The 25,767-nt window shown below is 30.8% G+C and carries 27 protein-coding genes; 15 read left to right on the forward strand and 12 right to left on the reverse strand.

All coding sequences use genetic code 11. The features are described from left to right. Window positions 1-290: 290 nt before the first annotated feature. Entirely contained in the window at window positions 291-1,766 is a 1,476-nt protein-coding gene (locus BST83_RS16825) for a Na+/H+ antiporter NhaC family protein (protein WP_104810932.1), read from the reverse strand. 272 nt (window positions 1,767-2,038) lie between these two features. Here BST83_RS16825 and BST83_RS16830 point away from each other — a divergent pair, with 272 nt between their 5' ends. Genes BST83_RS16830 through BST83_RS16845 form a run of 4 tightly spaced genes read left to right on the forward strand, consistent with a single transcriptional unit; the run spans window position 2,039 to window position 4,950 of the window. Further along, window positions 2,039-2,695 (forward strand): hypothetical protein, encoded by a 657-nt coding sequence (locus BST83_RS16830; RefSeq protein ID WP_104810933.1) that lies wholly within the window; start codon window positions 2,039-2,041, stop codon window positions 2,693-2,695. Next, window positions 2,682-3,737, forward strand: a complete 1,056-nt coding sequence (locus BST83_RS16835; protein ID WP_104810934.1) for a sensor histidine kinase — start codon at window positions 2,682-2,684, stop codon at window positions 3,735-3,737. Before BST83_RS16830 ends, BST83_RS16835 begins: the two co-directional genes overlap by 14 nt. Beyond that, window positions 3,734-4,405, forward strand: a complete 672-nt coding sequence (locus BST83_RS16840; RefSeq protein WP_104810935.1) for a LytR/AlgR family response regulator transcription factor — start codon at window positions 3,734-3,736, stop codon at window positions 4,403-4,405. Before BST83_RS16835 ends, BST83_RS16840 begins: the two co-directional genes overlap by 4 nt. A gap of 2 nt (window positions 4,406-4,407) precedes the next feature. Beyond that, window positions 4,408-4,950 (forward strand): pyridoxamine 5'-phosphate oxidase family protein, encoded by a 543-nt coding sequence (locus tag BST83_RS16845; RefSeq protein WP_104810936.1) that lies wholly within the window; start codon window positions 4,408-4,410, stop codon window positions 4,948-4,950. Window positions 4,951-4,955: 5 nt separating this feature from the next. Here BST83_RS16845 and BST83_RS16850 read toward each other — a convergent pair whose 3' ends face one another. After that, the gene (locus tag BST83_RS16850; RefSeq protein ID WP_104810937.1) at window positions 4,956-5,390 is read right to left on the reverse strand and encodes a TerB family tellurite resistance protein; all 435 of its coding nucleotides are present in this window, start codon (window positions 5,388-5,390) and stop codon (window positions 4,956-4,958) included. 97 nt (window positions 5,391-5,487) lie between these two features. Here BST83_RS16850 and BST83_RS16855 point away from each other — a divergent pair, with 97 nt between their 5' ends. After that, window positions 5,488-7,134 carry a glycerol-3-phosphate dehydrogenase/oxidase gene (locus BST83_RS16855; protein ID WP_104810938.1) on the forward strand — a complete coding sequence of 549 codons (1,647 nt, stop codon included), beginning with the start codon at window positions 5,488-5,490 and terminating at the stop codon, window positions 7,132-7,134. A 41-nt stretch (window positions 7,135-7,175) separates the two neighbouring features. Further along, window positions 7,176-7,508 (forward strand): hypothetical protein, encoded by a 333-nt coding sequence (locus BST83_RS16860; protein ID WP_104810939.1) that lies wholly within the window; start codon window positions 7,176-7,178, stop codon window positions 7,506-7,508. A gap of 162 nt (window positions 7,509-7,670) precedes the next feature. Here BST83_RS16860 and BST83_RS16865 read toward each other — a convergent pair whose 3' ends face one another. Beyond that, window positions 7,671-9,017, reverse strand: coding sequence for a Kelch repeat-containing protein (locus BST83_RS16865; protein ID WP_104810940.1), 1,347 nt, complete (start codon window positions 9,015-9,017; stop codon window positions 7,671-7,673). A gap of 603 nt (window positions 9,018-9,620) precedes the next feature. Between BST83_RS16865 and BST83_RS16870 the strand changes: the two genes are divergently transcribed. The 3 genes from BST83_RS16870 (at window position 9,621) to BST83_RS20870 (ending at window position 12,948) form a co-directional block, all read left to right on the forward strand. Beyond that, a complete protein-coding gene (locus tag BST83_RS16870; protein WP_205853617.1) occupies window positions 9,621-11,141 on the forward strand; it encodes a PhoX family protein in 1,521 nt (506 codons plus the stop codon). A 13-nt stretch (window positions 11,142-11,154) separates the two neighbouring features. After that, a complete protein-coding gene (locus BST83_RS20865; RefSeq protein ID WP_240614844.1) occupies window positions 11,155-11,790 on the forward strand; it encodes a hypothetical protein in 636 nt (211 codons plus the stop codon). Between the two features lie 183 nt (window positions 11,791-11,973). Continuing rightward, window positions 11,974-12,948, forward strand: a complete 975-nt coding sequence (locus BST83_RS20870; protein ID WP_240614845.1) for a cytochrome-c peroxidase — start codon at window positions 11,974-11,976, stop codon at window positions 12,946-12,948. A 61-nt stretch (window positions 12,949-13,009) separates the two neighbouring features. On the opposite strand, the gene BST83_RS16880 is transcribed toward BST83_RS20870, so the two are convergent. From BST83_RS16880 to BST83_RS16895, 4 genes are read right to left on the reverse strand one after another with little or no spacing between them, the layout of a single operon-like run. Further along, a complete protein-coding gene (locus tag BST83_RS16880; protein ID WP_104811346.1) occupies window positions 13,010-14,278 on the reverse strand; it encodes an MFS transporter in 1,269 nt (422 codons plus the stop codon). A gap of 1 nt (window position 14,279) precedes the next feature. Beyond that, on the reverse strand, window positions 14,280-14,507 hold the full coding sequence (locus tag BST83_RS16885) for a hypothetical protein (RefSeq protein WP_104810941.1): 228 nt from the start codon (window positions 14,505-14,507) through the stop codon (window positions 14,280-14,282). A gap of 21 nt (window positions 14,508-14,528) precedes the next feature. After that, window positions 14,529-15,188, reverse strand: coding sequence for a hypothetical protein (locus BST83_RS16890; protein ID WP_104810942.1), 660 nt, complete (start codon window positions 15,186-15,188; stop codon window positions 14,529-14,531). Window positions 15,189-15,231: 43 nt separating this feature from the next. Next, window positions 15,232-16,227 (reverse strand): NAD(P)H-dependent glycerol-3-phosphate dehydrogenase, encoded by a 996-nt coding sequence (locus BST83_RS16895; RefSeq protein WP_104810943.1) that lies wholly within the window; start codon window positions 16,225-16,227, stop codon window positions 15,232-15,234. A gap of 94 nt (window positions 16,228-16,321) precedes the next feature. Between BST83_RS16895 and BST83_RS16900 the strand changes: the two genes are divergently transcribed. The 3 genes from BST83_RS16900 to dut are packed head-to-tail and all read left to right on the forward strand — an operon-like array spanning window position 16,322 to window position 19,078. Next, a complete protein-coding gene (locus tag BST83_RS16900) occupies window positions 16,322-17,776 on the forward strand; it encodes a lipopolysaccharide biosynthesis protein (protein ID WP_104810944.1) in 1,455 nt (484 codons plus the stop codon). Between the two features lie 2 nt (window positions 17,777-17,778). Next, complete coding sequence (locus BST83_RS16905; RefSeq protein WP_104810945.1) at window positions 17,779-18,642, forward strand: alpha/beta hydrolase; 864 nt, start codon at window positions 17,779-17,781, stop codon at window positions 18,640-18,642. Window positions 18,643-18,646: 4 nt separating this feature from the next. Continuing rightward, the gene (gene dut, locus BST83_RS16910) at window positions 18,647-19,078 is read left to right on the forward strand and encodes a dUTP diphosphatase (RefSeq protein WP_104810946.1); all 432 of its coding nucleotides are present in this window, start codon (window positions 18,647-18,649) and stop codon (window positions 19,076-19,078) included. 189 nt (window positions 19,079-19,267) lie between these two features. Here the strand turns inward: dut and BST83_RS16915 are convergent, their stop codons facing one another. Continuing rightward, window positions 19,268-19,804, reverse strand: coding sequence for a GNAT family N-acetyltransferase (locus BST83_RS16915; protein ID WP_104810947.1), 537 nt, complete (start codon window positions 19,802-19,804; stop codon window positions 19,268-19,270). 148 nt (window positions 19,805-19,952) lie between these two features. Further along, window positions 19,953-20,972 carry a recombinase RecA gene (gene recA / locus BST83_RS16920; RefSeq protein ID WP_170062811.1) on the reverse strand — a complete coding sequence of 340 codons (1,020 nt, stop codon included), beginning with the start codon at window positions 20,970-20,972 and terminating at the stop codon, window positions 19,953-19,955. Window positions 20,973-21,083: 111 nt separating this feature from the next. Here recA and BST83_RS16925 point away from each other — a divergent pair, with 111 nt between their 5' ends. Together BST83_RS16925 and BST83_RS16930 are read left to right on the forward strand one after the other, a co-directional pair. Next, complete coding sequence (locus tag BST83_RS16925) at window positions 21,084-21,875, forward strand: aldose 1-epimerase (RefSeq protein WP_104810948.1); 792 nt, start codon at window positions 21,084-21,086, stop codon at window positions 21,873-21,875. A gap of 4 nt (window positions 21,876-21,879) precedes the next feature. Further along, complete coding sequence (locus BST83_RS16930) at window positions 21,880-22,458, forward strand: pseudouridine synthase (protein WP_302849508.1); 579 nt, start codon at window positions 21,880-21,882, stop codon at window positions 22,456-22,458. Between the two features lie 28 nt (window positions 22,459-22,486). On the opposite strand, the gene BST83_RS16935 is transcribed toward BST83_RS16930, so the two are convergent. From BST83_RS16935 to BST83_RS16945, 3 genes are all read right to left on the reverse strand, one after another. Beyond that, window positions 22,487-23,074 carry a porin family protein gene (locus BST83_RS16935; RefSeq protein WP_104810949.1) on the reverse strand — a complete coding sequence of 196 codons (588 nt, stop codon included), beginning with the start codon at window positions 23,072-23,074 and terminating at the stop codon, window positions 22,487-22,489. 21 nt (window positions 23,075-23,095) lie between these two features. Further along, a complete protein-coding gene (locus BST83_RS16940) occupies window positions 23,096-23,878 on the reverse strand; it encodes a membrane metalloprotease (RefSeq protein ID WP_104810950.1) in 783 nt (260 codons plus the stop codon). 91 nt (window positions 23,879-23,969) lie between these two features. Then, window positions 23,970-25,022 (reverse strand): hypothetical protein, encoded by a 1,053-nt coding sequence (locus BST83_RS16945; protein WP_104810951.1) that lies wholly within the window; start codon window positions 25,020-25,022, stop codon window positions 23,970-23,972. A gap of 178 nt (window positions 25,023-25,200) precedes the next feature. Here BST83_RS16945 and BST83_RS16950 point away from each other — a divergent pair, with 178 nt between their 5' ends. Further along, window positions 25,201-25,710, forward strand: coding sequence for an RNA polymerase sigma factor (locus BST83_RS16950; protein WP_104810952.1), 510 nt, complete (start codon window positions 25,201-25,203; stop codon window positions 25,708-25,710). Window positions 25,711-25,767 lie beyond the last annotated feature (57 nt).

Raw genomic sequence — 25,767 nt, forward strand, 5'->3', positions numbered from 1 at the left:
AACTCGAACTAACAGGTGTTTTATTCTTGCTATATTATTGCGAGAAACGAAGCAATTTCTTTCTTACAGCCCAAAAAAACTTCACTTAAAAATAAGTAAGATTGTTCTAGAATAACAAACTTTTCTTAAAGAAGCCCGCGTTAGCGATTGAAGCATTGTTTGAGCTCTTTTATGACGAACGAATAAAAAGCGATTGCGGAAAGCGCGACCCTTGTGGTAACGCCCAAATTCTTAAAAAAATTCGTCATTCAATTCAACAGTTTACTTCGTCATTCTTCCTCGCAATGACGTTACCCCATAAAACCAATAATCAGATACAAAATGGTAGTAATTGCACCGCCAACCAACGCATAAGGCAATTGCGTTTTTACATGATCTATATGATCACTAGCAGAAGCCATTGAAGAAATAATAGAGGTATCCGAAATTGGCGAACAATGGTCTCCAAAAATCCCTCCTCCTAAAGTAGCAGCAACCACAATCGTTATATCTGCACCATGAATAGTTGCCATAGGCACAGAAATTGCCAACATAATGGCAAAAGTTCCCCAAGAAGTTCCGGTAGAAAAGGCAATAAAAGAACTAATGATAAAAACAACCGCTGGTAACAATTCTGGCGACAACCAATCTTTCGTTGCGTTTGCAACATAGATTCCTGTTTCTAATTCTTTACACGCGTCACCAATTGCAAACGCTAACAACATCAGTAAAGCCAACGGCATTAACTCGCTAATTCCTTTTAAAGTTAACTCAATCGCTTCTTTTGGATTCATAATTCCTTGGATAAAATACATCACCATTGCCACTAATAAAGAAGTAATTACCGCGTATAAAACAGATGACGAACCAGAACCTTCGCCAATTGCTTGCGAAGCATGATTTAAAAAGGAGCTAGCTTCTTTAACCGCATCCCAACCTGTATATATCAAATTAATTGGCATCATGCACACCATTACCAGCAGCGGCACAATCATATTATACGCTTTGGCGGGAATTCCTTCTTTCGGAGGAAAAGAAGTTACGGCATCCGAAACCATAGGTTTAGAATCTGGGTTCATTAACTCACCTGTTTCTTTGGTTCTTTTTTCCGCTTTTTTCATCGGACCAAAATCCTTCTTAGAAAGTATCACTGCAAAAACCATTGCAATGGCAATTAAAGGATAAAAATTATATTTTATGGATGCCATCATCACAGAAAATGGTTTTTCAATTCCTTGCGTTAACAAAAGCCCCATGATGAAAGCGCCCCAAGCATTAAAGGGAATTAAAATGGATGAAGGCGCAGAACTTGAATCTGCAATGTAGGCTAGTTTCTCTCTCGGGATTCCTAATTTATCAAAAATGGGTCTGTATAAAGTTCCTACAGTTAGAGAACTAATACTTGTTTCCACAAACAACAACAAACCAGTTACGGTTGCTAAAACCTGAACCATTACTCTACTATACCCTGTTTTTTTCTCTTCTAATTTTACCAATCGTCTGTTTAAAATATTGATAAAACCCTCTACTCCTCTCGAGTATTGAATAAATATCAACAAAGCACCAACCAATGCACTAAACATAATCGTTCGTGTATTTCCTTCGGATTGAAAAACATTTACCATCCCTTCAATCATCGCTAAAGTACCGTCTAAAAGATTCCATCCTTTAATAATTAACCAGGAAAACCAGATTCCTAATAACAAAGCGATGTATACTTGTTTTGTTTTTAAGGCTAAAATAATCGCAACAATAGGTGGTATTACTGATAGAAATCCATATTCCATAGAAAGCGTGTTAATTTTGGCTAAAGGTAATACTTAATAAACATGTTACTTTGTAAATTTATATTCTTCTTTTAAATCTTAATATCAAAGAAAATACTTTTGATTTAGATCTATTTTAAAAAGTAGTTTTTTTGTTGCAGGAGATTCCATGCGGTTAAGAGATGGCTTAAAAACCCTGTTTCACCGAGAAAAAAATAGTGTTTATCTAAAAAATTTCTTTTTTATCTGCTTCTGCTCTTTTTTTGTGCTAAATAACTTTAAATTTGATACTTATGAAAAGTAGAAACACAATTTTAGGAATTTGTTTAATACTATTAACTTCTTGCATAGTAAAATCTTTACATCCTTTTTACACCAAAGAAACCATCACTTTTGATCAAAATTTTATTGGAGATTGGCAAGATTCTAAAAAAGGAAAATGGAAAGTTATTTCATTTAAAGAAGAAATAACAAAAGACAATCCTGTTGAAAAAATGGATAAAGAGGATCTAAAAATCTATAAAGAATATAAAAATAGCTATTATATTTTAAGAGAATATGAGGATAAAGAAGTTATTTATCTTGCGACTCCTTTTAAAATAAACAATCAAAAATTTTTAGATTTTTTCCCTTTAGATCATCAAGAAGGTGTAGATAATTTATTACAAAGTCATTCTATTTACACACATAGTTTGGTAAAATATGATGTTCAAAAAAACGGAGAAATAGAAATAAGATGGCTAGATGAGGATAAATTTCAAACCCTTTTTAAACAAAAAAAGATTAAAATAAGGCATGAAACTATTGGAATTTTAAATGAAAATTACTTGTTAACGGCAAGCTCTAAAGAATTACAAAAATTCATAGAAAAATATATGGCTTCTAATGATGCTGAAAAATGGGAAACCTCTACGAAATTTACGTTAACTAAAGTAAATGCTACAAATTAAACATTTTTTAAAAAGAACAAATGCCCATAATATACTGGTTTTTAACGCTGTATTATGGAGTTGTTCTTTTCTGATTCTTCTGTTTCTTTTTTCTGGAAGTTCATCACCTGCAAAAATCGATTATATTTATACCGCAAGTTTTATATTTACTTTAGTGGTTCCCGTTTGTATCAATTTATATTGGTTACTGCCTACATATCTTAAAAAGGAAAAGTATGTAATTTTTGGAATTCTGTTTATTCTAAACCTTATTGTATTTGCCCAGATAAATCCTTGGTTTTTTAATGTATTGGTGGATACTTTTTTTAAAGATTATTTCTTTATTTCGTATCACAATAAAATAGAAATCTATTCTATTTTTGCAGTATTTTTTATCCTATCAGTACTCATAAAGCTTGCCGAAGATTGGGTCTATTTAAATGAATTTGAAAATAGAACACTTAAAATTCAGAATCAGCAGATAGAGAATCAACTGTATTATTTAAAAGGTCAGATTAATCCACATTTTTTATTCAATTCTTTAAACGTATTGTATTCGCTTGCAATCGAAGAGAAAAAAGAAGTTACAAATGCCATTTTACAGTTATCCGATATTTTAAGATATGTTATTTATGATGTAAATGCAGCTCAAATAACTATCAAAAAAGAAATTGAACTTCTTACCAATTACATCGAATTTGAAAAAAACAGGCATGTACAAAATTCAACTATTACATTTGATTATAAAGTTGATAAAAATCTAGAAATATATCCGATGTTATTATTGCCATTGCTAGAAAATAGTTTTAAACACGGATTGAAGAGTGGGGTAAAAAATCCTTATATTGATGTAAAATTAATAGTCAAAAACAAAAAAATAGATTTTGTGATTTCGAATAATTTTAAAGAAATTACAAGTTATAATACAAAAGAGGAATACGGAATTGGTTTAAAAAATATTCAAGAAAATTTAGCCATTATTTATCCTGATAAACATCTTTTTTCAATTGAAAATAGCCATACTATTTTTACTATAAGACTAACAATAGATATAGAAAAATGAATATACGTTGCATAATAATTGATGATGAGCCTTCTTCGCAAAATGTTCTAAAATCATTTGTACATAAAATCGATTATTTAGAGTTGGTACAGGTTTGCAATAGTGCTTTAGAGGCTTTAGAATATTTAAAAAGCAACACGGTAGATTTGTTTTTTTTAGATATTAATATGCCGCAACTTTCTGGAATCGATTTTTATAAATCACTCAAAAATCCGCCAAAAGTAATTTTTACAACTGCTTATTCAGCTTATGCTTTAGAGGGTTTTGAAGTCGATGCCACAGATTATTTGTTAAAACCTTTTTCTTTTCATCGTTTTGTAAAAGCGGTTTCAAAAGTTAAAGATTTGAATGATGCTAAAATCGATTATATCATTGTAAAATCAGACAAAAAATTACATCAGATAAAAATTGAAAAGATCTATTTTATAGAAGCTTTGGGAGATTATATTAAAATTCATTTAAAGAATACCTTTTTAGTAACCTATAAATCTCTAAAAATGATGCATACTTCGCTGCCAAAGTCTATTTTTAAACAAGTTCATAAATCGTTTATAATTAACAAAAATAAACTGCAATATATAGAAGGGAACATGGCAATCATTAACTCAAATAAAATACCTTTAGGACAAAAATATAAGAAAGAATTTATTGATCATTTTAATGCATAAATATGTCAAAATTTTACACAGAAATAACCTCAAGACTACAAAAATTTATTGAAGCTCAAAAAATATTTTTTGTGGCAACTGCACCAAGTTCTGGAAGAATAAATTTGTCACCTAAAGGCATGGATTCTTTTAGAGTGATTGACAAAAACCACGTTTTGTGGTTAAGTGTTACAGGAAGTGGTAACGAAACTGCCGCTCATTTATCAGAAAATGAACGAATTACAATACTGTTTTGTTCTTTTGAAAAAGCACCAAACATTTTACGTTTGTACGGCAAAGGAAAAGAAATTAAACCAAAAGATGAAAATTGGAATGAATTAATTTCGTTATTTCCAGAAACCCCAGGAACGCGTCAGATTTTTAAAATCAGCATTGAATCTGCTCAAACTTCTTGCGGAATGTCCATTCCGTTTTTTGAATTTAAAGGAGAAAGAGACGATTTAAATGATTGGGCAACAATGCAAGGTAAAAAGGGAATAGAAAACTATTGGGAAGACAAAAATCAATCAAGTATTGATGGTTTGTCAACTCATATTTTAAACTAAAATCCTTAAATACTATTTACTTTTTTAATCGCCGCCGTAAAATTGACTAAATCATTTTCATTTCTAACTAATAAAATTGCTTCATCGCATACTTTATCAACATTATCAAAAGGAAAATGTAAACCGATGGCAACTTTGCGTAGTAATTTAACTTGCAATGTATCTACTTCTCCATCAACAAGAATCATTTTTGTTAAAAAATATAAACGCTCAATTCTCTCTTCATAATTTACAGGAGAGTTTAAAGGAAATTTTTCTGGATTATTTAAAATAGCGGTAAACTCTTCTACAGTTATATGTAATTTCTTTGCTGATTTAATTAACAAAGCTTCTTCTTCTTTGCTAATTTTGCCATTTACTTTTGCCATTTTTACGATATTGGAAAAATGACCTATTTCTTGTTTGTGCTTTCCGCTAGAATATAAATCTGATATTGACATTTAAAAAAATTAAATGGGGTGAAACTATTGCTTTTTTTGTACTTTGTTCACAAATATAATCTTTTCGTTAAAATAGCACTAATTTTTAACTTTTTCCATGGACAACTTTTCATATTTCAACAGAGAAAATATCATCAAAGACTTACAATCTACAAAATTTGATGTCTTAATAATTGGTGGCGGAATTACAGGTGCAGGAATTGCTTTAGACGCAGCCTCACGCGGAATGAAAGTAGCCTTGATCGAAAAAAACGACTTCGCTTCTGGTACAAGCAGCAAATCAACAAAACTAATTCATGGTGGTTTGCGCTACTTAAAACAATTCGATTTTTGGTTGGTAAAAGAAGTAGGTACTGAGCGCGCAATTGTGCACAAATTAGCGCCACATTTAGTGATTCCAGAAAAGATGATTTTACCCTTAATTGATGGCGGAACCTATGGTTCTTGGCTCACATCAATCGGTTTAAAAGTATATGATATTTTGGCTTCAGTAGAAGGTGAAGATAAACGCAAAATGCTCACAAAAAAAGAAGCTTTGGAAAAAGAGCCTTTGCTACCTAAAAAGATTTTAAATGGCGCTGGTTATTATGCAGAATACAGAACTGATGACGCGCGTTTAACAATCGAAGTGTTAAAAACAGCGGTAAATTATGAGGCAAAAATTATCAATTATACAGAAGCTACCGAATTCATTTATGAAGAAAATAGCGTCGTTGGCGCCAATGTAAAAGATGCGTTTTCTGATGAAAATTATACTATAAAAGCAAAATATGTAGTAAATGCTTGCGGTCCATGGGTTGATGAATTACGCCAACTAAACAACTCTAAAATTGGCAAACGTTTGCACTTAACAAAAGGAGTTCATTTGGTCGTTGCTTATGAAAAATTACCTGTAAAACAATCGGTATATTTCGATATTCCTGATGGTAGAATGATGTTTGCAATTCCCAGAGGAAAAGTTACCTACTTTGGCACAACTGACACCAATTATCAAACGGATAAAAATAATGTAGAAACCAACTTAGTGGATGCTACTTATTTAATATCCGCAGTAAATAACATGTTTCCTGAAATTAATTTAAGCCTCGAAGATGTGCAGTCTTCTTGGGCAGGCTTGCGACCATTAATTCATGAAGAAGGAAAATCGGCTTCAGAATTATCTAGAAAAGATGAAATTTTTGTTTCAGATACCGAACTGATTTCTATTGCTGGAGGAAAATTAACAGGCTACAGAAAAATGGCAGAACGTATTGTAGATTTGATTGCAAAAAAATACAAACGTCGTTTTGAAAAGGAATTTAAAGACGTAAAAACAGAAAAATTAGTACTTACAGGAGGACCTTTTAAAAACTTTAATGAAGTAAAAAGCTATACAGATGCTATCTATAATAGAATTGCAGAAGTAGACTTTTCTCAAAAAGATGCAGAATATTTAGTGTATAATTATGGCAAGCAAACAGATATTATATTAAAAAAGTTTGATGAATTTACAGAGGAAAATCAGCAAGAAAAAATGATAAAAGCAGAAGTTTGGTTTACCATAAACTATGAAATGGCCTGCAACACAACAGACTTTTTTATGCGAAGAACTGGAAGGTTATTTTTTGATAAACCAAGTGTAGATTTATACAAAGAATACGTTACACAACTATTTGAAAATCAGCTTAATTTAGATAAAAAAACAAATGAAAAAAATGTGAAAATATTGAATGAAAATTTAATATCAATTTTAACTTTCAATTAAAAAAAATACTACATTTGATATGATTTTAATATTCATAAAAAATGAAAAAATTATTTACTGCGGCCATAATGCTGCTTATCGCAGTTTCTTTTTCTGCTAAAAAAGTTACAATTCAAGAAAATAAATTAGTTGCTACTTTTAAAGGTGTTACAGAAAATGATTACTACAAATTTATTGATGATCAAAAAGTAGAACATTTATTTTACGATTTAGATGAAAACGTAGAATTAGGTTTAGAAGATGATGAAAACATCGGTAAAAAGTTCTCAATTACTTGGAGCTCTAAAGAAATTGATGAAATAAATAATGAAGGTGATGAAACAGGCGTTAAATTGACTGTAAAAACCATCTTAACGATTACAAAATTTAAGTAAAGACAAAAACCAGATGTTAAATTTAACATCTGGTTTTTTTTATTAAATTATTTACTTCATTCTGTTTTAAGAATTTTATTAACTTCTAAAGATAAAATTCTAAAATAGTGCAGTATCACAAAATAATACTACAAATTTGCCTTACAAAAGTTTATAATTGAATTAGTTCAAATTCCTAAGAGTTTTAATTCTGATAGGTTCTGTATTAAAAAACTCTGAAACAGCTATACTAAACATTCCGTTTGAAGGAAATTTCCTATAATCTTCATCATGATAGCCACCAATTAAATATAAATTTTCATTTAAAAAATGCATGTTAGCGTTGTTCAAATTTAAATCGATTTTATATTCTTTTAAAATATTTGTTTTAGGTTCAAATGTTATCATTTTGCCATCTTCTTGTAGGTAAATAAATTCAGTATCCATAGTTATTGAAGGTTTTCTCATTCCTCTAAAAAGAGTTCCTTCATTTTTCCAAATACCTGTTTTTAGGTTAAATGATTCTATTTCTGATAAATTCTTTTTATTAAAACCACCAAATAAATATAATTTATCTTCAAAAACAATACCCGTAACTTCTTTTGCATTGGGCATTTTAGTAAGCAAATACCAATACCCCGTTTTTAAGTCAAAAAAATGAATATCATTAGAATATTTTATTACTCCGTTTTTATACTTCTTAATAGAACCACCAAAAACCAAAATTTTATCATCATAAAGTACAGCGCCAAAATCTACTGCTTGATGTGGGTTTGTTTCATCTTTCTTTATCGATAAATCTTTTAATTCAACAAGCTCTATTTGATCTGCCAACAACTCTCTTGACTTCTTTTTAGATAGCGTTTTACCACCGATTAAAAGAACAGTATCCTGGTAAAATATTGCGTTGTGATAGGCTCTTTTTATAAGTTTATCTTTTTCAATACTCCATTTTTTATCAATAATATCGTACGCTTGTATATCTCCTATATAATTATTAAAACTAATTGGTTTTGGTCTAGCTAAGCATTTCATTAATTCTTGTAAACTATTATATGGCAAACTAAGACATTCTTTATTTTTTTCGTGTTCACTAGAAACATCGCCGCCAAATACATAAATTTTATTCTTCTTTATAATTGATCCGAAAGAATAAACCGCTTTAGGCATGTCTTGCAATTTATTAAAATCGATGCTACTTTTAAGTTGTTTTTTAGTGCTAATTTTTATCCCTTTTAGCTCTTCTTCTTTTTCATCAAGAAAAATTATTGTACTTGACATATCTTTCTTGTATAGAATTTCTAGATTGTTATATTTGAGATGAGAAATACTAATAGAAATACTTTTTTTGCTTACTAAATCAAGAGAAAATGCTCCATTTTCGTCAGTATAAATGGCGGTATCAAGAAAAAAAATATGTGCTTTTTCTATTGGTTCTTTTGTAGAAGACGATAAAACTTTGAATGTAATTTTTTGTGAAAAACTAATTGATGAATACATTAAAAAACAAATTATGGTAAGATTTTTCATGTACAATTTTATTGCAATGTAATAAAATTATGACCAAAAACTAAAATTTACAATAATTTGCTGACAGTATTAGAACTTAACCATTTGAATGCTCTCTAAAGTTTCTTGTTTTTCTGTAAGAAATATAATTAAAGACATGTTGCTTTTACTGTATAAGACTTATTTCATTTTATATTTAAGATGGGTAAGAGAAAAAGTAATACTATCTAATTTCTTTAACATAAAAGAGAACTCACCTTTTTCGTTTGTATAGGTTGTTTTATTTATAAAAAAAATGTGCGCTTTTACAATAGGTGCATTCGTTTAAAAATCTAAAACTTTTAATGTTATTTTTTGCGAAAAACAGTTAATAGAAAAAAGTGATTAATGATTTCATAGCAGGATTGGTCTTATGCAACATATATCAATAATTATGCCCTTCATAATAAAAAGAACTCTATATTTTTCATGTTATTTGATCTCTTCTAATCCCTTACATTTTATTAACGTTGTTAACTTTAAACTTACCATAAATTGATAAAACAAAATTCTTAGCTTAACACATTTGACTCCTTCAAAGAATAGTTTTGAAAAATATAAAACTAAAACTTAAACTTAAAATTTATGAAGAATTATTTAAACTTGTTTTTTACTCTTTTTTTTGCTGCTACAGCTAGCACTTTACTTATAAGTTGTGAAGTAGAACATGGAAAAGATGGTATTAATGGAATTGATGGGAATAATGGAATTGATGGCGATAATGGGGTTAATGGAAAAGATGCTTCTGTCTTTTTAGCTGCATCAAAATCACCTAATCTATTAAAAGTGACCGGTGATTTTGTAAACTTAAAAATCACACCAATTTTAACTTCTGAGGATGTGATACCAAACACTCCTGATTTTGTATACGGATCTATGGCAGATGGCGCTGGCTTAATTAATAATGGAGATGACACCTATACTTTAATTAATAATATCGAAGCAGACTATTCTATTGCTCGTATTTTGTTAAACAAAAATTTAAGACCTTTTCATGGAGAATATATCTTAAACGCAACCGCTACTGCTGAAACAGCGCAATGTTCAGGAACTTTAATTAGTCCTGAAGAACATGGATTTGGCCCTTTATATTTATCGGGTGGTGAATGGGGTGGTGCATCAAAAGGTGTATTTGTTTTAGATCCTTCAAAAAGCACTAATGATGCTAGTTCGGGAGAATTATTACCTGCCCTAGGACAGTGGTCTACTGAAAATGCTGTACCTATTGGAAAAGATGCTTATGCCGATAAAACAGTTGTATTTATTGGAGATGATCATGCCGACAACTCCGTTCCTTCTGGTCAATTAGGTATGTATGTTGGAAATAGAGGTGATTTAAATAGCGGTAAATTGTATGGTTTAAAAGTAACTACTGCAGGCGTTGATTTTGAAGTAGATATGCTTGAAGGATCCACCTATAATGCTGAATTTGTTGAATTAGCTGAAAGAGAAATTACCGCATTAGATACCGAAGCCAAAACCAAAGGTGTTATGGGGTTTTCTAGGTTAGAGGACATTGATTGGAGAAGAGGGACTGCGGCAAACCAAAGAGAAATATATTTCTGTGTTACAGGACGCGATAAACCAGATTTAATTGGTAAAGGAAGTGTTTTAGGTCGTGTATACAAAGTTACTTTAAATGAGTCGGATCCTACAGGAGCTTGTAAAATTACCTGTGTGTTAGATGGTGATAAAATTGGTGGTAAAGCGCAAGGATTTCATTCTCCTGATAATATTTTAGTCACAGAAAACTATGCCTATATTCAAGAAGACCCAAACGGCTATTTGGATACTACTGTTAATGGATACGCTAAACTATATCAATATAACTTAACAACTGGAGAGATAAAAACGGTTTTAGAATGCGACCAAAATAGAGCCGCTGGTTTAGGCTATGGTAAAACGACAAGTAGATGGGAAATTACAGGTATGATTGATGTAACAGATATTGTTAACAATGGTAGTAACAATTTCTTATTAATTACTCAAAACCATGGATGGGAACCTGCTGATGGAACTTCTTTTACCGACCCAAAAGCAAATGCTAACTTAGCAAATAGAAAGGAAGGTTCTATGCTATACTTAATCAAAGGACTAGAAAGATAATTTAAAAAACATCATGAATAACAACTTATTTATGAAAGCGAAGGCATATACTTTTTGTATGTGTCTTTTGCTTTTAAGCACATTAGGCTGTGAAAAAGAAGAAAAAATAACCACTATTTCTTCCACAAACAAAAAAATAAAAACATTTTATACTTCAGAATTAAACAGCTGTATTACCCTACTCGATTCAATTTCTATTTTAAAAAAGATAGAAGATAATATTTCGCTGTATATAAAAGCTCGAAAACACTTTAAAAAGATAGAGCCTATTTTAGCTTCAATAGATAAAAACAACTACAAATCTTTAAACGCTCCTAATATTTTACAAGTTCAGGAAGAAGATTTAACCGATATTAAAATTAGAAACCCTTTTGGTTTTCAAGTGATTGAAGAATTACTACACGAATCAAAAATTGATACATTACAACTACAACGCACGCTGTTAATTACGAGTAGTAGATTAAAGCTAATTAAAAAAAATGCCTATATTAATTTAAAAGATTATCATATTATTTGGCTCGTTAGAGACCAGATAATTAGAATTGCTACCACGGGTATTACAGGTTTCGATTCACCAGTTTTAGGCACATCTTTACTTGAAAGTCAATATACTTATAAAACACTCATAACTCTTATTGATTTTTTTTAGGATAAATTTACGTCTAAAGAAGTTTACGCTACTTTAATAGCGTCTTTTCAAAATGCAATTAAAGTATTAGATCACGATTTTGATAGTTTTGATCGCTACACTTTTATCAAAGAACATACCGATAAACAATTAAAATTATTAATTGAAACCCAAGAAGATTGGAAGGTTACATTTCCTTTTGAAATGGCTATATCAAATAATGCGACGGCTCTTTTTAGTCCAAATGCAATTAATGTATTCTATTTTACGGATCATAAAAGTGATACCACGCATTTAAAGCAAAAAGAATTGTTCGGAAAGGAATTATTTAATGATAAAACACTTTCTAAAAATTATACGATGGCGTGTGCAAGTTGTCATATTAAAGATTTGGCGTTTACAGATGGTGAAAAAACGTTTAATAGCCGACAAGTAAGGAATAGTCCAACCTTAACATACGCCGCTTATCAACAATCCTTTTTTATGGATGCGCGCACGGGAAGCTTAGAAGGGCAAATAGTGGGTGTTGCGGACAACCACAACGAATTTAACCTACCTATGGATTCTATTGTTAACCGAGTTAAAAAGAATCCAAAATATAAACGCTTGTTAGCTTCTTTATATGGATCTAAAAAATTAGATTTTAATATTAGACATGCCATTGCATCGTATATCAGAAAACTAAGTCCGTTTAATTCTAAGTTCGATAATAACATCAATAAAAAAGAAAATACCTTAACCAATCAAGAAAAAAAGGGTTTTAATTTATTTATGGGAAAAGCAGTATGTGCCACTTGTCATTTTCCTCCATTATTTAACGGAACTGTGCCTCCTAATTTCATGGATACCGAATTAGAACTAATTGGTGTTCCTGAAAAAAACGATACAATTAATGCTGTAATTAGCACCGATCCTGGTCGATATAATATATTTCAAACCAAAGAAAGAAAAGGATTTTTTAAAACACCTACTGTTAGAAACATTGGTAAAACAGCCCCTTATATGCACAATGGCGTCTATAAAAACTTAGAAGCAGTGCTAGATTTTTACAATCGCGGCGGTGGAAAGGGTATCGGAATTTATGAAGAATACCAAACCTTGCCTTTTGATGAATTAAATTTAACTAAAGAAGAACAAAATATGATTATTGCTTTTATGAAAACACTCACAGATCAGTAAAAATAGTAGGGTATAAAATTCATCTTAAAAACCTGTTTTTACCTAAAAAGCAGGTTTTTTGTTATTCTTCCTTTTCGTGCTCTTCAATCTCTTCTGTTAAATCTAAGTTTCTTATTGTTGGGCTCACAATTCCTGTAGCAACAACCGTAATTAAAGTCATGGTTCCACCAAAAACGACGGCAGCCACGGGGCCTAAAATTTTAGCAGCTAAACCACTTTCGAAAGCACCTAATTCGTTCGAAGAACCGACGAACATTGAGTTTACAGAAGATACTCTACCTCTCATTTCATCCGGTGTTTTTAACTGTAATATCGTTTGACGAATAACCATTGAAATTCCGTCTGCCGCACCACTTACAAAGAGAGCTAAAATACTGACCCAAAAAATAGAAGACAATCCAAAAGCAATGATACTTACTCCAAAAATGAAGACAGAAATAAGCATTTTTTTACCTGTATTTCTGTTGATAGGAATGTAGGTTGTTAACAACATGGTTAAGATGCTGCCTATAGAAATAGAGGCATTTAAAATACCAAAACCTTCTGGACCCACTTTTAAAACATCTTGCGCGAATACAGATAAAATCGCCACCGTTCCTCCAAATAAAACAGCAATCATATCTAAGGTTAAAGTACCTAAAATTGCTTTATTTTGAAATACAAATTTAACACCTGCTTTTAAACTTTCTGTAATAGGTTCTCCTATTTTTGTATTTAAGATAGGTTTCTTTTTTATTTGGAAAAGGGTAATAAATGACAGAACTACTAAAATAAAAACGATTGAAAGTGTTTTATCAACCCCAATCCAACCAATAAAAAAACCACCACAAAGAGCTCCAGAAACAGAAGCCGCTTTCCAAGTACTTGAGCTCCATGTTGCTGCATTATGATATATTCTTTTAGGAACCAACATCGCTACTAACGAGAAAATTGTTGGTCCAAAAAAAGAACGTAAAAATCCGCCGAAAAAGACCAATCCATAAATAGCATATAAAACAGTATTTGTAGACCAACTGTTTAGTATTGAATCTGTTGTTAATAAAAATAAACCTAAACTAATCAATGAAAAAGCACCTGTACATAGTGCTAATAAATTTCTTTTTTCCCTTTGATCCACAATATGACCAGCAAATAATGCCATAGAAAAAGCAGGAATAATTTCCATTAAACCAATAATACCCAAAGATAATGGGTCTTTTGTAATGCTATAAACTTCCCATTCAATAACAATAAATTGCATAGACCAACCAAAAACTAGTAGAAATCTAACAAATAAAAAAATATTAAATTCTTTTATTCTCAGTGCTGCATAAGGATCGTTTTTAGCCATTTTATTCATTTTGAGCATTCCAAAAAATTGATGGTTTATTATAAAAAGAGGTATCTATAAAATAGCGTATTTCTTCTGCTTTATTTTGCTGCCGTTCTACAAGTAAAGTACTTGTTTTTTTGCTTGTTCTAAGGAAACTGATAATTGTTTGGATAGGTAAATCGATGCTATAGCTGATTTTTTCTGAAAGGATATCTTGTAATTCATTTTTTACCTGTTTGATATTCATAGCAAAATTAACTAATTTAATCTAGCTTAATTTCATATCCATTAAAATGGCAAATGTTTGATTAATATCTTCCTCTTTTACAACAATTGTCATTTCGTTAGTGGTAGAAATAATTTCTTGTAAAGGAATATCTGCCCAAGCTAATTGCTTTAAAATGAAGTAGTAAATACCTGATTGTGCTTGATTTTCTTTTGGTAATTTTATGGTAATAGAAGCTAGATCTAAAACACTATTGATTAAAGTTTCTGGTTCAAAAATTTCTTCAACAAAAGGTCTTAAGTTTTTACTGGTAACAATATTAGTTTCAAAAATTCCTTGAGAAACTGTTAAAAAATAATCAGAATTTTCTGAAGATTTGGTTAGAATTTTAGCAATTTCACGCAATAAAGATGGCGTGTTTTTAAATGTAAAATCACACAAATCAGAGCGCACAATTACATCACCCAAATTTAAAGCTAGCTTTTTTATATTTTTTCTTATGCGCAATTCGCTTGCTGGTGAAAGCCTGTTAATCGCCATCATTACAGCACCAACCTTCACATTTTTCTTTAAAACAGCAGAAACTTCTGGTAAAATAATTCTAGCTAAAGAAGAAACATTTATCAACTTCTCGTTCAAAGCTTCTTCTATAAAAGGAGTTTTTCTAATGGTACTTTCTACAACTTCTTGTATGGTTTTCATGGTAAAAGTTTAAAAACATAAATAATTGTTCAAAATTAAACATTTAATCCAATTTATTCGTCAACTTTTTAAATTCTTTTTTCGGATTTTTATTATCATACAAAATAGTGTAAACAGCATCTATAATTGGCGTTTTTGTACCATTGTCCTCCTTAATTTTAAAAGCACTTTTGGTAGCATAATATCCTTCTGCAATCATACTCATTTCCATTTGCGCAGATTTAACCGTGTAGCCCTTGCCAACCATATTTCCAAATTGTCTATTTCTACTAAAAGTTGAGTAGCCAGTTACTAACAAATCGCCCAAATATGCAGAATCGTTAATGTTTCGTTTCATTTTATGTACTTTTTTGATGAAGCGCTTCATTTCTCTAATTGAATTGCTCATTAATACCGATTGAAAATTATCTCCATACCCTAAACCATGCGCAATTCCGGCAGCAACAGCATAAATATTTTTTAACATCGCAGCGTATTCTGTGCCAATAATATCATCAGAAATCTTGGTTTTTATATAATCGCTTTCTAAGGCTTTCGACATTTTTTTTGCTTTTTCTTCATCCTGACAAGCAATTGTTAAGTAGGATAAACGCTCCATAGCAACCTCTTCTGCATGACAAGGACCTGTGATTACACCAATATTTTCTAGCGGAATCTCATAAATTGTATTAAAATGTTCGCCAACAATTAATCCTGTTTCTGGAACAATCCCTTTAATAGCCGAAAAAATCGTTTTCCCTGCTAAGGATTCTTTTAATTTATGGAGTTCGGTTGTTAAAAAAGCAGACGGAATAGCAAAAATTAACACTTCATAATTGGCAACCATATAATTTATATCATTAGATAAATCTAAATGATTTGCATCCAACTCTGCAGAACTTAAGTATTTTGGGTTGTGATCATTTTCCTTAATATATCTTATTGAAGCTGTATTTCTCATATACCAGCCAACAGTTTCCATATTTTCTGTCAACATTTTAACAATGGCAGTTGCCCAACTTCCTCCTCCAAAAACCGCAATTTTCTGATGCTCGTTCATATATCTATCTTTATGCGTCAAAAGTAACAAAACTATTAACTTATCAAGATTCCTTGACTCTTTTATTATCTTTGCCTACTATAATTAAACATTTTTGAGTACATTAAAACGCTTTTTTAAAGACACTATTATATACGGAATTGCTGCTGTTTTGCCACGTGCCATCAATATATTTCTAGTAAAACTGCACACTTCAACCTTGGATGCAGAAAAATATGCAGTAAACACAGATTATTATGTGTACGCCGCTTATTTAAACGCACTGTTAACTTTTGGAATGGAAACTGCCTTTTTTCGCTTTTTTTCAAGAGAAAAAGACAAAGGAAAAGTAGTTTCTACGGCGTTTATTAGTTTGCTAATTTCAACGTTAATTTTTCTGTTTTTAGCCTTGTTTTATAATGATACCATTTCTGCTTTCTTCGGATTTAAAAACCCTTTATTCTTTAAGCTATTGGTGTATACAATTACGCTAGATACTTTGGTAGTTGTGCCTTTTGCTTATTTACGCGTAACCAATAAACCTATAAAATTTACAGTTATTAAACTCATAAATATTGGGGTATTTGCCATTTTAAATATCTTCTTTTTATGGTTTGTGCCGTATGCGATTAACAACGGAATTTCTTTACCAGAATGGCTCGTAAATTATTATAATGAAAATCCAAAAGTAATTCACATTTTTGTTGCCGGAGCAGTTGCAAGTTTATCAACTTTTTTATTGATGATTTCTGTTGTTTTTAAATTCAAATTTAGTTTTGACCTTAAACTCTTTAAAAGAATGTTTCTATATAGTTTTCCTCTCATGATTGGTAGTATGGCTTTTGTAACCAACGAAAACTTAGACAAACTTTTATTGGGCGATATTTTAGGTGATAAACAAATGGGAATTTACGCTGCATGTTACAAATTAGGCGTTTTTATGACCTTGTACATTGTCGCTTTTAGAATGGGTGCAGAGCCTTTTTTCTTTAACAATGCTCATAAAGAAAATGCCAAGGAAACCTATTCTAAAATTTTGACTTGGTTTACCATTTTTGGGGCATTTTTCATGCTTATTGTGGTTGTTTTTGTTGATTTATTTGCAAACATTTTATTAGGCAAGCCCGAATATTTCGAAGCACTTTCTATTGTGCCAATTATACTTTTAGCCAACTTGTTTTTAGGGGTTTATAATATTCTATCGATCTGGTACAAACTTACAGACAAAACAAAATACGGCATGTATTTCTCTATTATTGGCGCCTTTATAACGATCGTTTTTAATATTGTAATGATTCCTAAAATTGGTTTTATGGCTTCGGCATGGGCAACTTTATGTGCATTCGGAACGATGATGATCATCTCTTACTTTGTGGGTCAAAAACATTATCCTATAGATTATAAACTCAAAAAAGTTTGTTATTATTTGGTTTCGGCAACCGTTTTTGGACTGGTTTCTTTTCGATTATTTAGAGGGCAATATTGGTTTTCTGTATTCACTATTTTTCTTTTCTTCGGATTGATTTATTTTAACGAGAAAAAAGAAATTAAACAACTCTTAAAACGATAATTATGAAGCGAACAATACTAGTGCTTTTATCGTTTTTATTTCTGACGTATTCTTTCAAAACATACCCTCAGAAAAAGGAAGGTTCATCAACAAAAGAAAAAAAATCTACAAAATCAGCGAATGTTTCCATCCTAAAAAAAGAATTTATTATTGATGGCTTAAATGATATTTCTCATAAAATCTGGTTGTATTTACCACCAAATTATCATTCATCCACAGAAAATTATCCTGTACTTTATATGCATGATGTTCAAAATTTATTTGATGATACAACATCTTTTGTAGGCGAATGGGCGGTGGATGAAACACTAAATGAACTCTATCATAAAACAGGTAAAAGCTTTATTGTGGTTGGCGTAGAAAATGGTGGAGAAAAAAGAATTGAAGAATATACACCCTGGAAACACGAGAAATATGGCGGCGGAAAAGGAGATATCTACATCAATTTTTTGGCAAACGAATTAAAACCTTTTATTGATGAAAATTACAGAACAAAATCAGAAGCAAATCAAACTGCCATTATTGGGAGCTCTTTAGGCGGATTAATTTCTTTTTATGGAGGATTTAAACATCCAGAAGTTTTTGGTAAAATTGGCGCGCTTTCTACCTCTTTTTGGTTTTCTGATAAAATAAATACGTTTGCAAAAGAAAACGGAAAACAAACCAACACAAAACTTTTTTTATTAGTCGGTGAAAAAGAAGGAAATGCTATGGTTCCTAATACTCAAAACATGGAAAAACTATTGTTAAAAACTGGTTTTCCGAAAGAAAATATTAAAACAAAAATTGTTACCGAAGGAAAACATACAGAGTCTTTTTGGAAAGCAGAATTTTTAGAAGTAATTACATTTTTATATAATTTATAAATACATGAACGTACAAATCATAAACAAATCGAAACACGCAACGCCAGCTTACGAAACTGAGGGTGCAGCAGGAATGGATTTAAGAGCAAATATTGATGCAGCCATCACACTTAAACCTCTAGAAAGAGCTATTGTAAAAACAGGCTTATTTATTGCTTTACCTATTGGTTTTGAAGCGCAAGTTAGACCAAGAAGTGGTTTGGCTGCTAAAAACGGAATTACCGTTTTAAATTCTCCTGGAACTGTAGATGCAGATTATAGAGGAGAAATTGGCGTTATTTTAGTCAATTTATCAAATCAAGAATTTGTTATAAATGATGGCGAAAGAGTTGCGCAATTAGTCATTGCAAAACACGAACGTATAATTTGGAAAGAAGTAGAAATTTTAAACGAAACTGAGCGTGGTTCTGGTGGTTTCGGAAGTACAGGCGTATAGTTTTGTGCACATGTACTAACAAAAAATAAAATTATGACTTTATGAGTATGTGAATGGCTAAGTACAAAAATATAATTTTTAGTAAAAAATATTAGAATACTATTTGTGTTATTGGTTTTATTCGCTGATATTGGTACTGGGCCTATTTAATTCTTTGGCTAGTACAAGTATTGTCTAAAAAGTAATTTCTTACAGTTTTTTATACAATTGACTCATTTTTCGAACCTCTTCAAGCATTAAATTAAAAGGTAAAAATGTGTGAGAATGATATGTATATCCGCGATTTTTATAGAACTGAAAAGCTTTTGGTTGTGCATCCATGGCATCTAACCAAATAATTTCATAGCCTTTTTGTTGGACTTTTTCGTCTAACCAAGCAAGTATTTCTTTTCCTATTCCTTTGCCTTGTGTTTTTTGGTGCAAATAAATTCTGTGCAATTTTACTTGTTTTTCTTCTGATAAACCGAGTAGTTTTTCATCCCAAACAAATCTAAAATTTCCAACAATTTCATCTTTATAAATAACAAAATAATATTCAGCATTTTCTGCTGATAGTTCTTTTAAAATATGCGCTGTTGAATATTGTGAGTCCACATACCAATCGCCTTTATCTAACCAAAAATGACTGTATGCTAAAGGGTATACTTCTTTCATCAACTTAAAAAGAGCTATTGAATCTGCGCTTAAAACAGGCTTTAATTGTATATTCTCTGATAGTATAATCAATGAAATTCTTTATAAATTTATTGTACAAAAATAGTGAAAACTAGTTTTATTTTATCGGTTTTAGTTATTGAAATTATAACCAAAAAAACTGCTGTAGATTGATTATTTCTTCAGCAGTTTTAATAATAATAGTTAGAACTTTTAATACTTATTCTTGATTTTCAATAGCTAATTTTATTTTCTTTTCTAGCTCATCGGCTAATTCAGGGTTGTCTTTAATCAATCCTTTTACAGCATCTCTACCTTGACCTAATTTAGTTTCACCGTAACTAAACCAAGAGCCACTTTTCTTAACAATGCCTAATTCTACACCAATATCTAAAATTTCTCCAACTTTTGAGATTCCCTCTCCATACATAATATCAAATTCTGCAACTTGAAAAGGTGGTGCTACTTTATTTTTTACAACTTTAACTTTCGTACTGTTTCCAATAACTTTGTCTCCGTCTTTTATTTGTGTTCTTCGTCTAATATCTAAACGAACGGAAGCGTAAAATTTTAACGCATTTCCACCCGTAGTAGTTTCTGGATTTCCAAACATTACTCCAATTTTTTCTCTTAACTGGTTGATGAAAATAACCGTACATTTTGTTTTAGAAATTGTACCTGTTAATTTACGCAAGGCTTGAGACATTAAACGCGCATGAAGACCCATTTTAGAATCTCCCATTTCACCTTCAATCTCTGCTTTTGGCGTTAATGCAGCAACAGAATCTATTACAACAATATCAATTGCACCAGAACGAATTAAATTTTCTGCAATTTCTAAAGCTTGTTCACCGTGATCTGGTTGAGAAATAATTAAATTTTCTACATCTACACCTAAATTTTCTGCATAAAAACGATCAAATGCATGTTCTGCATCAATAAAAGCTGCAATTCCTCCTGCCTTTTGAGCTTCTGCAATTGCGTGTAACGTAAGTGTCGTTTTACCCGAAGATTCCGGACCATAAATTTCAATTACTCTACCCCTTGGATATCCGCCAACCCCTAAAGCTAAATCTAATCCTAAAGAACCAGAAGATATTGACTCTATATCGTCAATAGCAACGTCTCCAAGCTTCATTACAGCGCCTTTTCCGTATGTCTTGTCTAACTTGTCTAAGGTAAGTTGTAATGCCTTTAATTTTGCTTCTTTATCTTTGTCTATTACTTTTTCTTTTGCCATAAATCTAAATAATTTTACTTTTAATTTTGTGCCACAAGTTACGAAAATCTAAATCTAAAATCCTAAAATTTAAACTAGATTTTTACACTATTTTTACTTAAAATTAAGTCTATGAATTCTACCATTTTTTTAAAAAACACAAATAGTCAAGTTATCATTGATAAAGGCGAATTAATTAGTTTTCAAAAAGAGAACCAAGAATATATTCATCAAAAAGGAAGTAAAGGTTGGCGAAATTCTGATATTGAAATGTTTCCTGTAATTGGGCCAACTTCTAAAAATAATTTCCGAGTTCATACCAAAAATGGTGATGCTATTCAAGATCAGCACGGTTTGTTGCGTGAATTAGAGTATTCTTTAATTTCTTCGGATGAAAATGGCGCGAATTTCATCAAAATATACAAAAAAAGTACCTGGATAAAAAACAGTAAATTTCCAGCAAAATCCACCGAAGAAAATTTATTTTGGCCTTTCGATTTTACTTTCGAAAAGAATTTTACACTAGAAAATGATGTTTTAAAAATCGAATTCATCATCAATTCAGAAGAAGGAATGCCTTTTATGTTAGGTTATCATCCAGCTTTTTTATTATCAAATAATGGCAACGAAACATTAGAATCTAATGACACAAAAATCACCTTGGCTGAAATTTATAAAGCAGGTCATAATGCTTTTCCTGTTTTAAATTCTGATAAAATAATCTTACAAAATAGCGACAAAAACCACTTAGAAATTAGCACTACAGGTTTTGATAATTTTATGTTGTGGACAGAGGTTGATAATATGTTGTGTATAGAACCTATTTCGCAGTATACTTCGTTCACAGACCAAAAATTTTCTGAAGAAAAAATGACTTTATCAAAAGGAAAAAACATTTTTTCTATCCAACTTAAAGTAGTATAATTTGATAAAAAAACACCGTCATTTTATAATTCACAAACCTTGGGGAATGATTTCTCAGTTTGTAAATCCCGCAAAGCGAAAGAAAAAATTATTAGGAGATTTATATGATTTTCCTCCAGGAACAATGGCAATTGGTCGTTTAGATGTTGCATCCGAAGGCTTACTTTTATTAACTACGAACGGAAAAGTATCTGAAGAAATTAGAAGTAGTAAATACGAAAAAGAATACTATGTTCAGGTTGACGGACTTATTACGCAAGCAGCTGTAGAAGAATTAAAAACAGGAGTAGAGATAGGTTTTGACGGTAAAAAATACATTACAAAACCAGGAAAATCTTTTTTAATTGACGATCCGAAATTTCCATTAAGAAGTCAGAAAATTAGAGATGAAAGACACGGCCCAACAAGTTGGGTTTCTATTATTATTAGAGAAGGAAAATTTAGACAAGTTCGTAAAATGACTGCAGCTGTTGGGTACCCAACGTTGCGTTTAATTCGCGTTAGAATTGGAGAAATAGAATTAGGAAATTTAGAAATTAACGGTGTAAAAGAGGTTTTAAATTTCATAAAAAAAGAGAAGTAAAATTACTTCTCTTTTTTATTAATTGTAATTAAAAATCAAATCCTAAATAGACTTGCCAAACTCTATTTTTTGGTTTGTCTTCATCGTAAATGTCGCTTTGCCCTAAATGATATCTTGCGCCTAAACTAATACCTGCGTCACTTTTAAAACCAGCTCCTAAATTTACGCCCCAGTCAAAATTGCTTGGTTCAAATTCTTTTGATGTATCATACAAAACAAAACCAGAATCAAAGGTTTCTTTGTGCGAAATTGAAAACCCAATTTGTGGTCCAGCTTCTAAGAAAAAACTTTTTACAGGATACAATTTTAACATTAACGGAATATTTATATAATCAAGCTTTTGTGTATAGGTAGTATTCCCATCTATAATTTTATATCCTTGTTGAGAATATAAAATTTCTGGTTGAATAGAAATATTTTTACCAATAAAAGATTCGCCATAAACACCTATGTGAAATCCATTTAATTTTTCGGTTTCAGAAGACCCGTCAAAACTAACGGAAGATAGATTATAACCTCCCTTAATACCCGCTGTTGATTTGTTCGTTGTTTCTTGTGCATTTACCGATATAATACTTGTAATCAATAATGCAACTGTTAAATATACTCTTTTCATTTTTTTATTGTTTTATTATTATTATTTACCTCCGTTTGCTTTTAAATCTGCTAGACATTGTGCATCTAGTTTTGGTGCTTGGCCACCAGAAATCATACTGGTAATTCCTTGACTATTTTCTGCAGCCCAATACATTAAACAATCTTCTTCAATACAATGTTTTGGATGTGCAGCATCTTCATGATCGCTTTGTAAATCGCTTCCTAAATTGGTTAATCCTAAAATATGACCAAATTCATGATGGATTACCGATGATTCTAACAAACTTCTTTCTGGCTCAAAAGCACTATCGCTTAAACCGTGAATTGTTTCTTCATAAATTACAAAGGATGTGTTCCAATATGCAGCACCTAAAATTGAACCTTGGTTATTATCTTTAGAAGATTTTCCGTTTATAAACAACACCCAAACTGAAATTGTTGTACTTGTATTGTATTGAGTTCTAAATTCTTTTTCTATAGCGACCACTTCATCTAACGTATATACTGATTTTCCTGTTGATGCAATTTGTTTTTCAATAAACTCAACTCCTTCCGGTTTAAAAGTGGTATTATTTATAAAATTTTTGAAGTTATTTTTTGCAGTTGCCGATGGTTTAAAACCTTCAATATAGGCAACTTCAACAATCATTTTTTTAAAGCTATCCGCAGAAAGTAAATCATTTGCTGATGATCCTGTTGCTTGTCTATTTGTTGAAACATTTGTGTTTCCGTTATTTCCGGCATCAATTGTATCGACTGTTTCTGAGGTGCAAGAAATAAAGAGGGTACAGACTAAAACTACTTTTAAAATACTATATTTCATTTTACTTTTATTTAAAATTTTACGACTACAACGTTTGTAGTAATAGTCGTAAAATTATGATCAACTAACCAAAAACCAATCTATATTAATTTTATATCTTCTTAAAAGCCAAGGTTACAGAAGAATCCGTTTTACTTTTTAACGTAATTAGCGTATTGCTATAATTACTTATTACCCAATTATTGCTTAATGCACTTACTGCTGTATTGCTTGCAAAATTGATATTTACAAAAGCATCCGTTTCTGAACTTACTGTGTAGGTTCCGTTCGCTTCTCCTAAAGCCGAGTTTACAACATTTTTAGCAACTATTTTTAAGTCATTTTTAAATTCGATAGACCAATTTGCATAGTCATTGGCTGTATTTACACCTGCAACCAAAAACGTTTCTACCTTAAATTTTGTTCCGCTTAAAATAGCTTCTACTTCAGTAGCTGTATTTGTAGCATCCTCTTTTTCGTCTTCAAATTGAACACATTCTGAAATTGCATTCTGAAACTCAGCATCGCTTTTAATCTGAACATTTGTTCCGTTACTTAAAGTTGCGCTTATTGGATAATTTACAGCAAACAATTCATCGCCTTTTAAATTTGTCATAAACGTGTACAGTTGTTTTTCTGATTGCACAACTACACTTCCTGTTTGTTCTAAACGAACACTATACGTTAACATGGTAACAGGAAATTGAATATCTACACAAGAAATGGCGTCTTTTCCTTGAGATTCTGCATTCTCACATTCTTGTTTTAACGTGTTAAATGCTGATTGTGAACTAATCGTTGTTTCTGTGTATGCACTTGTTCTAACTCTTATTGGAAAACTAAATGTTACCGCGTCACTATCGTTATTAAATTGACCCATAATGTTTAAAACTGCCGAAAAATCTAATTTACTTAGTATTGTAATTTGTTGTCCGTTTACATTTGCTGTTAAAGGGAATAATAATTCTGTACATGCATTACCATCTAAAAAATCATCATTAGAACCGTCATTCATTGTTGCTCTTTGATAATTTGACGCCGTTGGGGATGTAGATGAATTTGCATTCGGATTTGTACCAACTTGCGAGTTTTCTTCAGATTGGCAAGAAGTGAATCCTATTATTGCTGTTAAAGCAATTGCTGATATCCTTTTTATTTTTTTCATGCTATTAAATTTTTAGATGTTTTGTTTGTTATTTCTATCCGTAAAACAACTTTGTATTATTTTACCCTACTTTTTTTTGAATGGCTATTTTTTTGGCTCTCTATAAGTAAAACAACTAAACATATATTTACCCTACCTTCGCATCAAAATATTTTATTTTATCTTTTAAAACCATTTTATGCCTTATAAATCACTTTGTGATGAAATATATTTTAATGAGTTTTATACTGCTCATATACAATCTGCTAGTAATTTTGCGTATTACAAGTCTGGCGATAAAAGCACTTCTTTAGATTTAGCGCAGGAAGCATTTATAAAAATCTGGGAGAATTGTGCAAAAGTAGAGTATTCTAAAGCAAAATCTTATTTATTTACAGTGGTTAACAACCTTTTTTTAAATATAGTAAAGCACAAAAAGGTAGTTCTTGAATATGCAAAAAGTAGTCCTTATTTAGATGTTAATAACCAAAGTCCAGATTATTTATTAGAGGAAGAGGAGTTTAAAGACAAACTAAAAAATGCCATTGCAGATTTAACAGAAGGCGAACGAGAGGTTTTTTTAATGAATAGAATTGATGGAAAAAAATACAGGGAAATTGCAGAGATGTTAGAAATTTCTCAAAAAGCGGTTGAAAAACGAATGTCCTCCGCGTTAAAAAAGTTAAGGACCAAAATTGATGGTATTTAATTTATATAAGGTAGGGTAAACTGCTTTTTAGTTGTTACTTACTATAGAAGCATAAAA

Source organism: Polaribacter filamentus (assembly GCF_002943715.1).
GTDB classification, from domain to species: domain Bacteria; phylum Bacteroidota; class Bacteroidia; order Flavobacteriales; family Flavobacteriaceae; genus Polaribacter; species Polaribacter filamentus.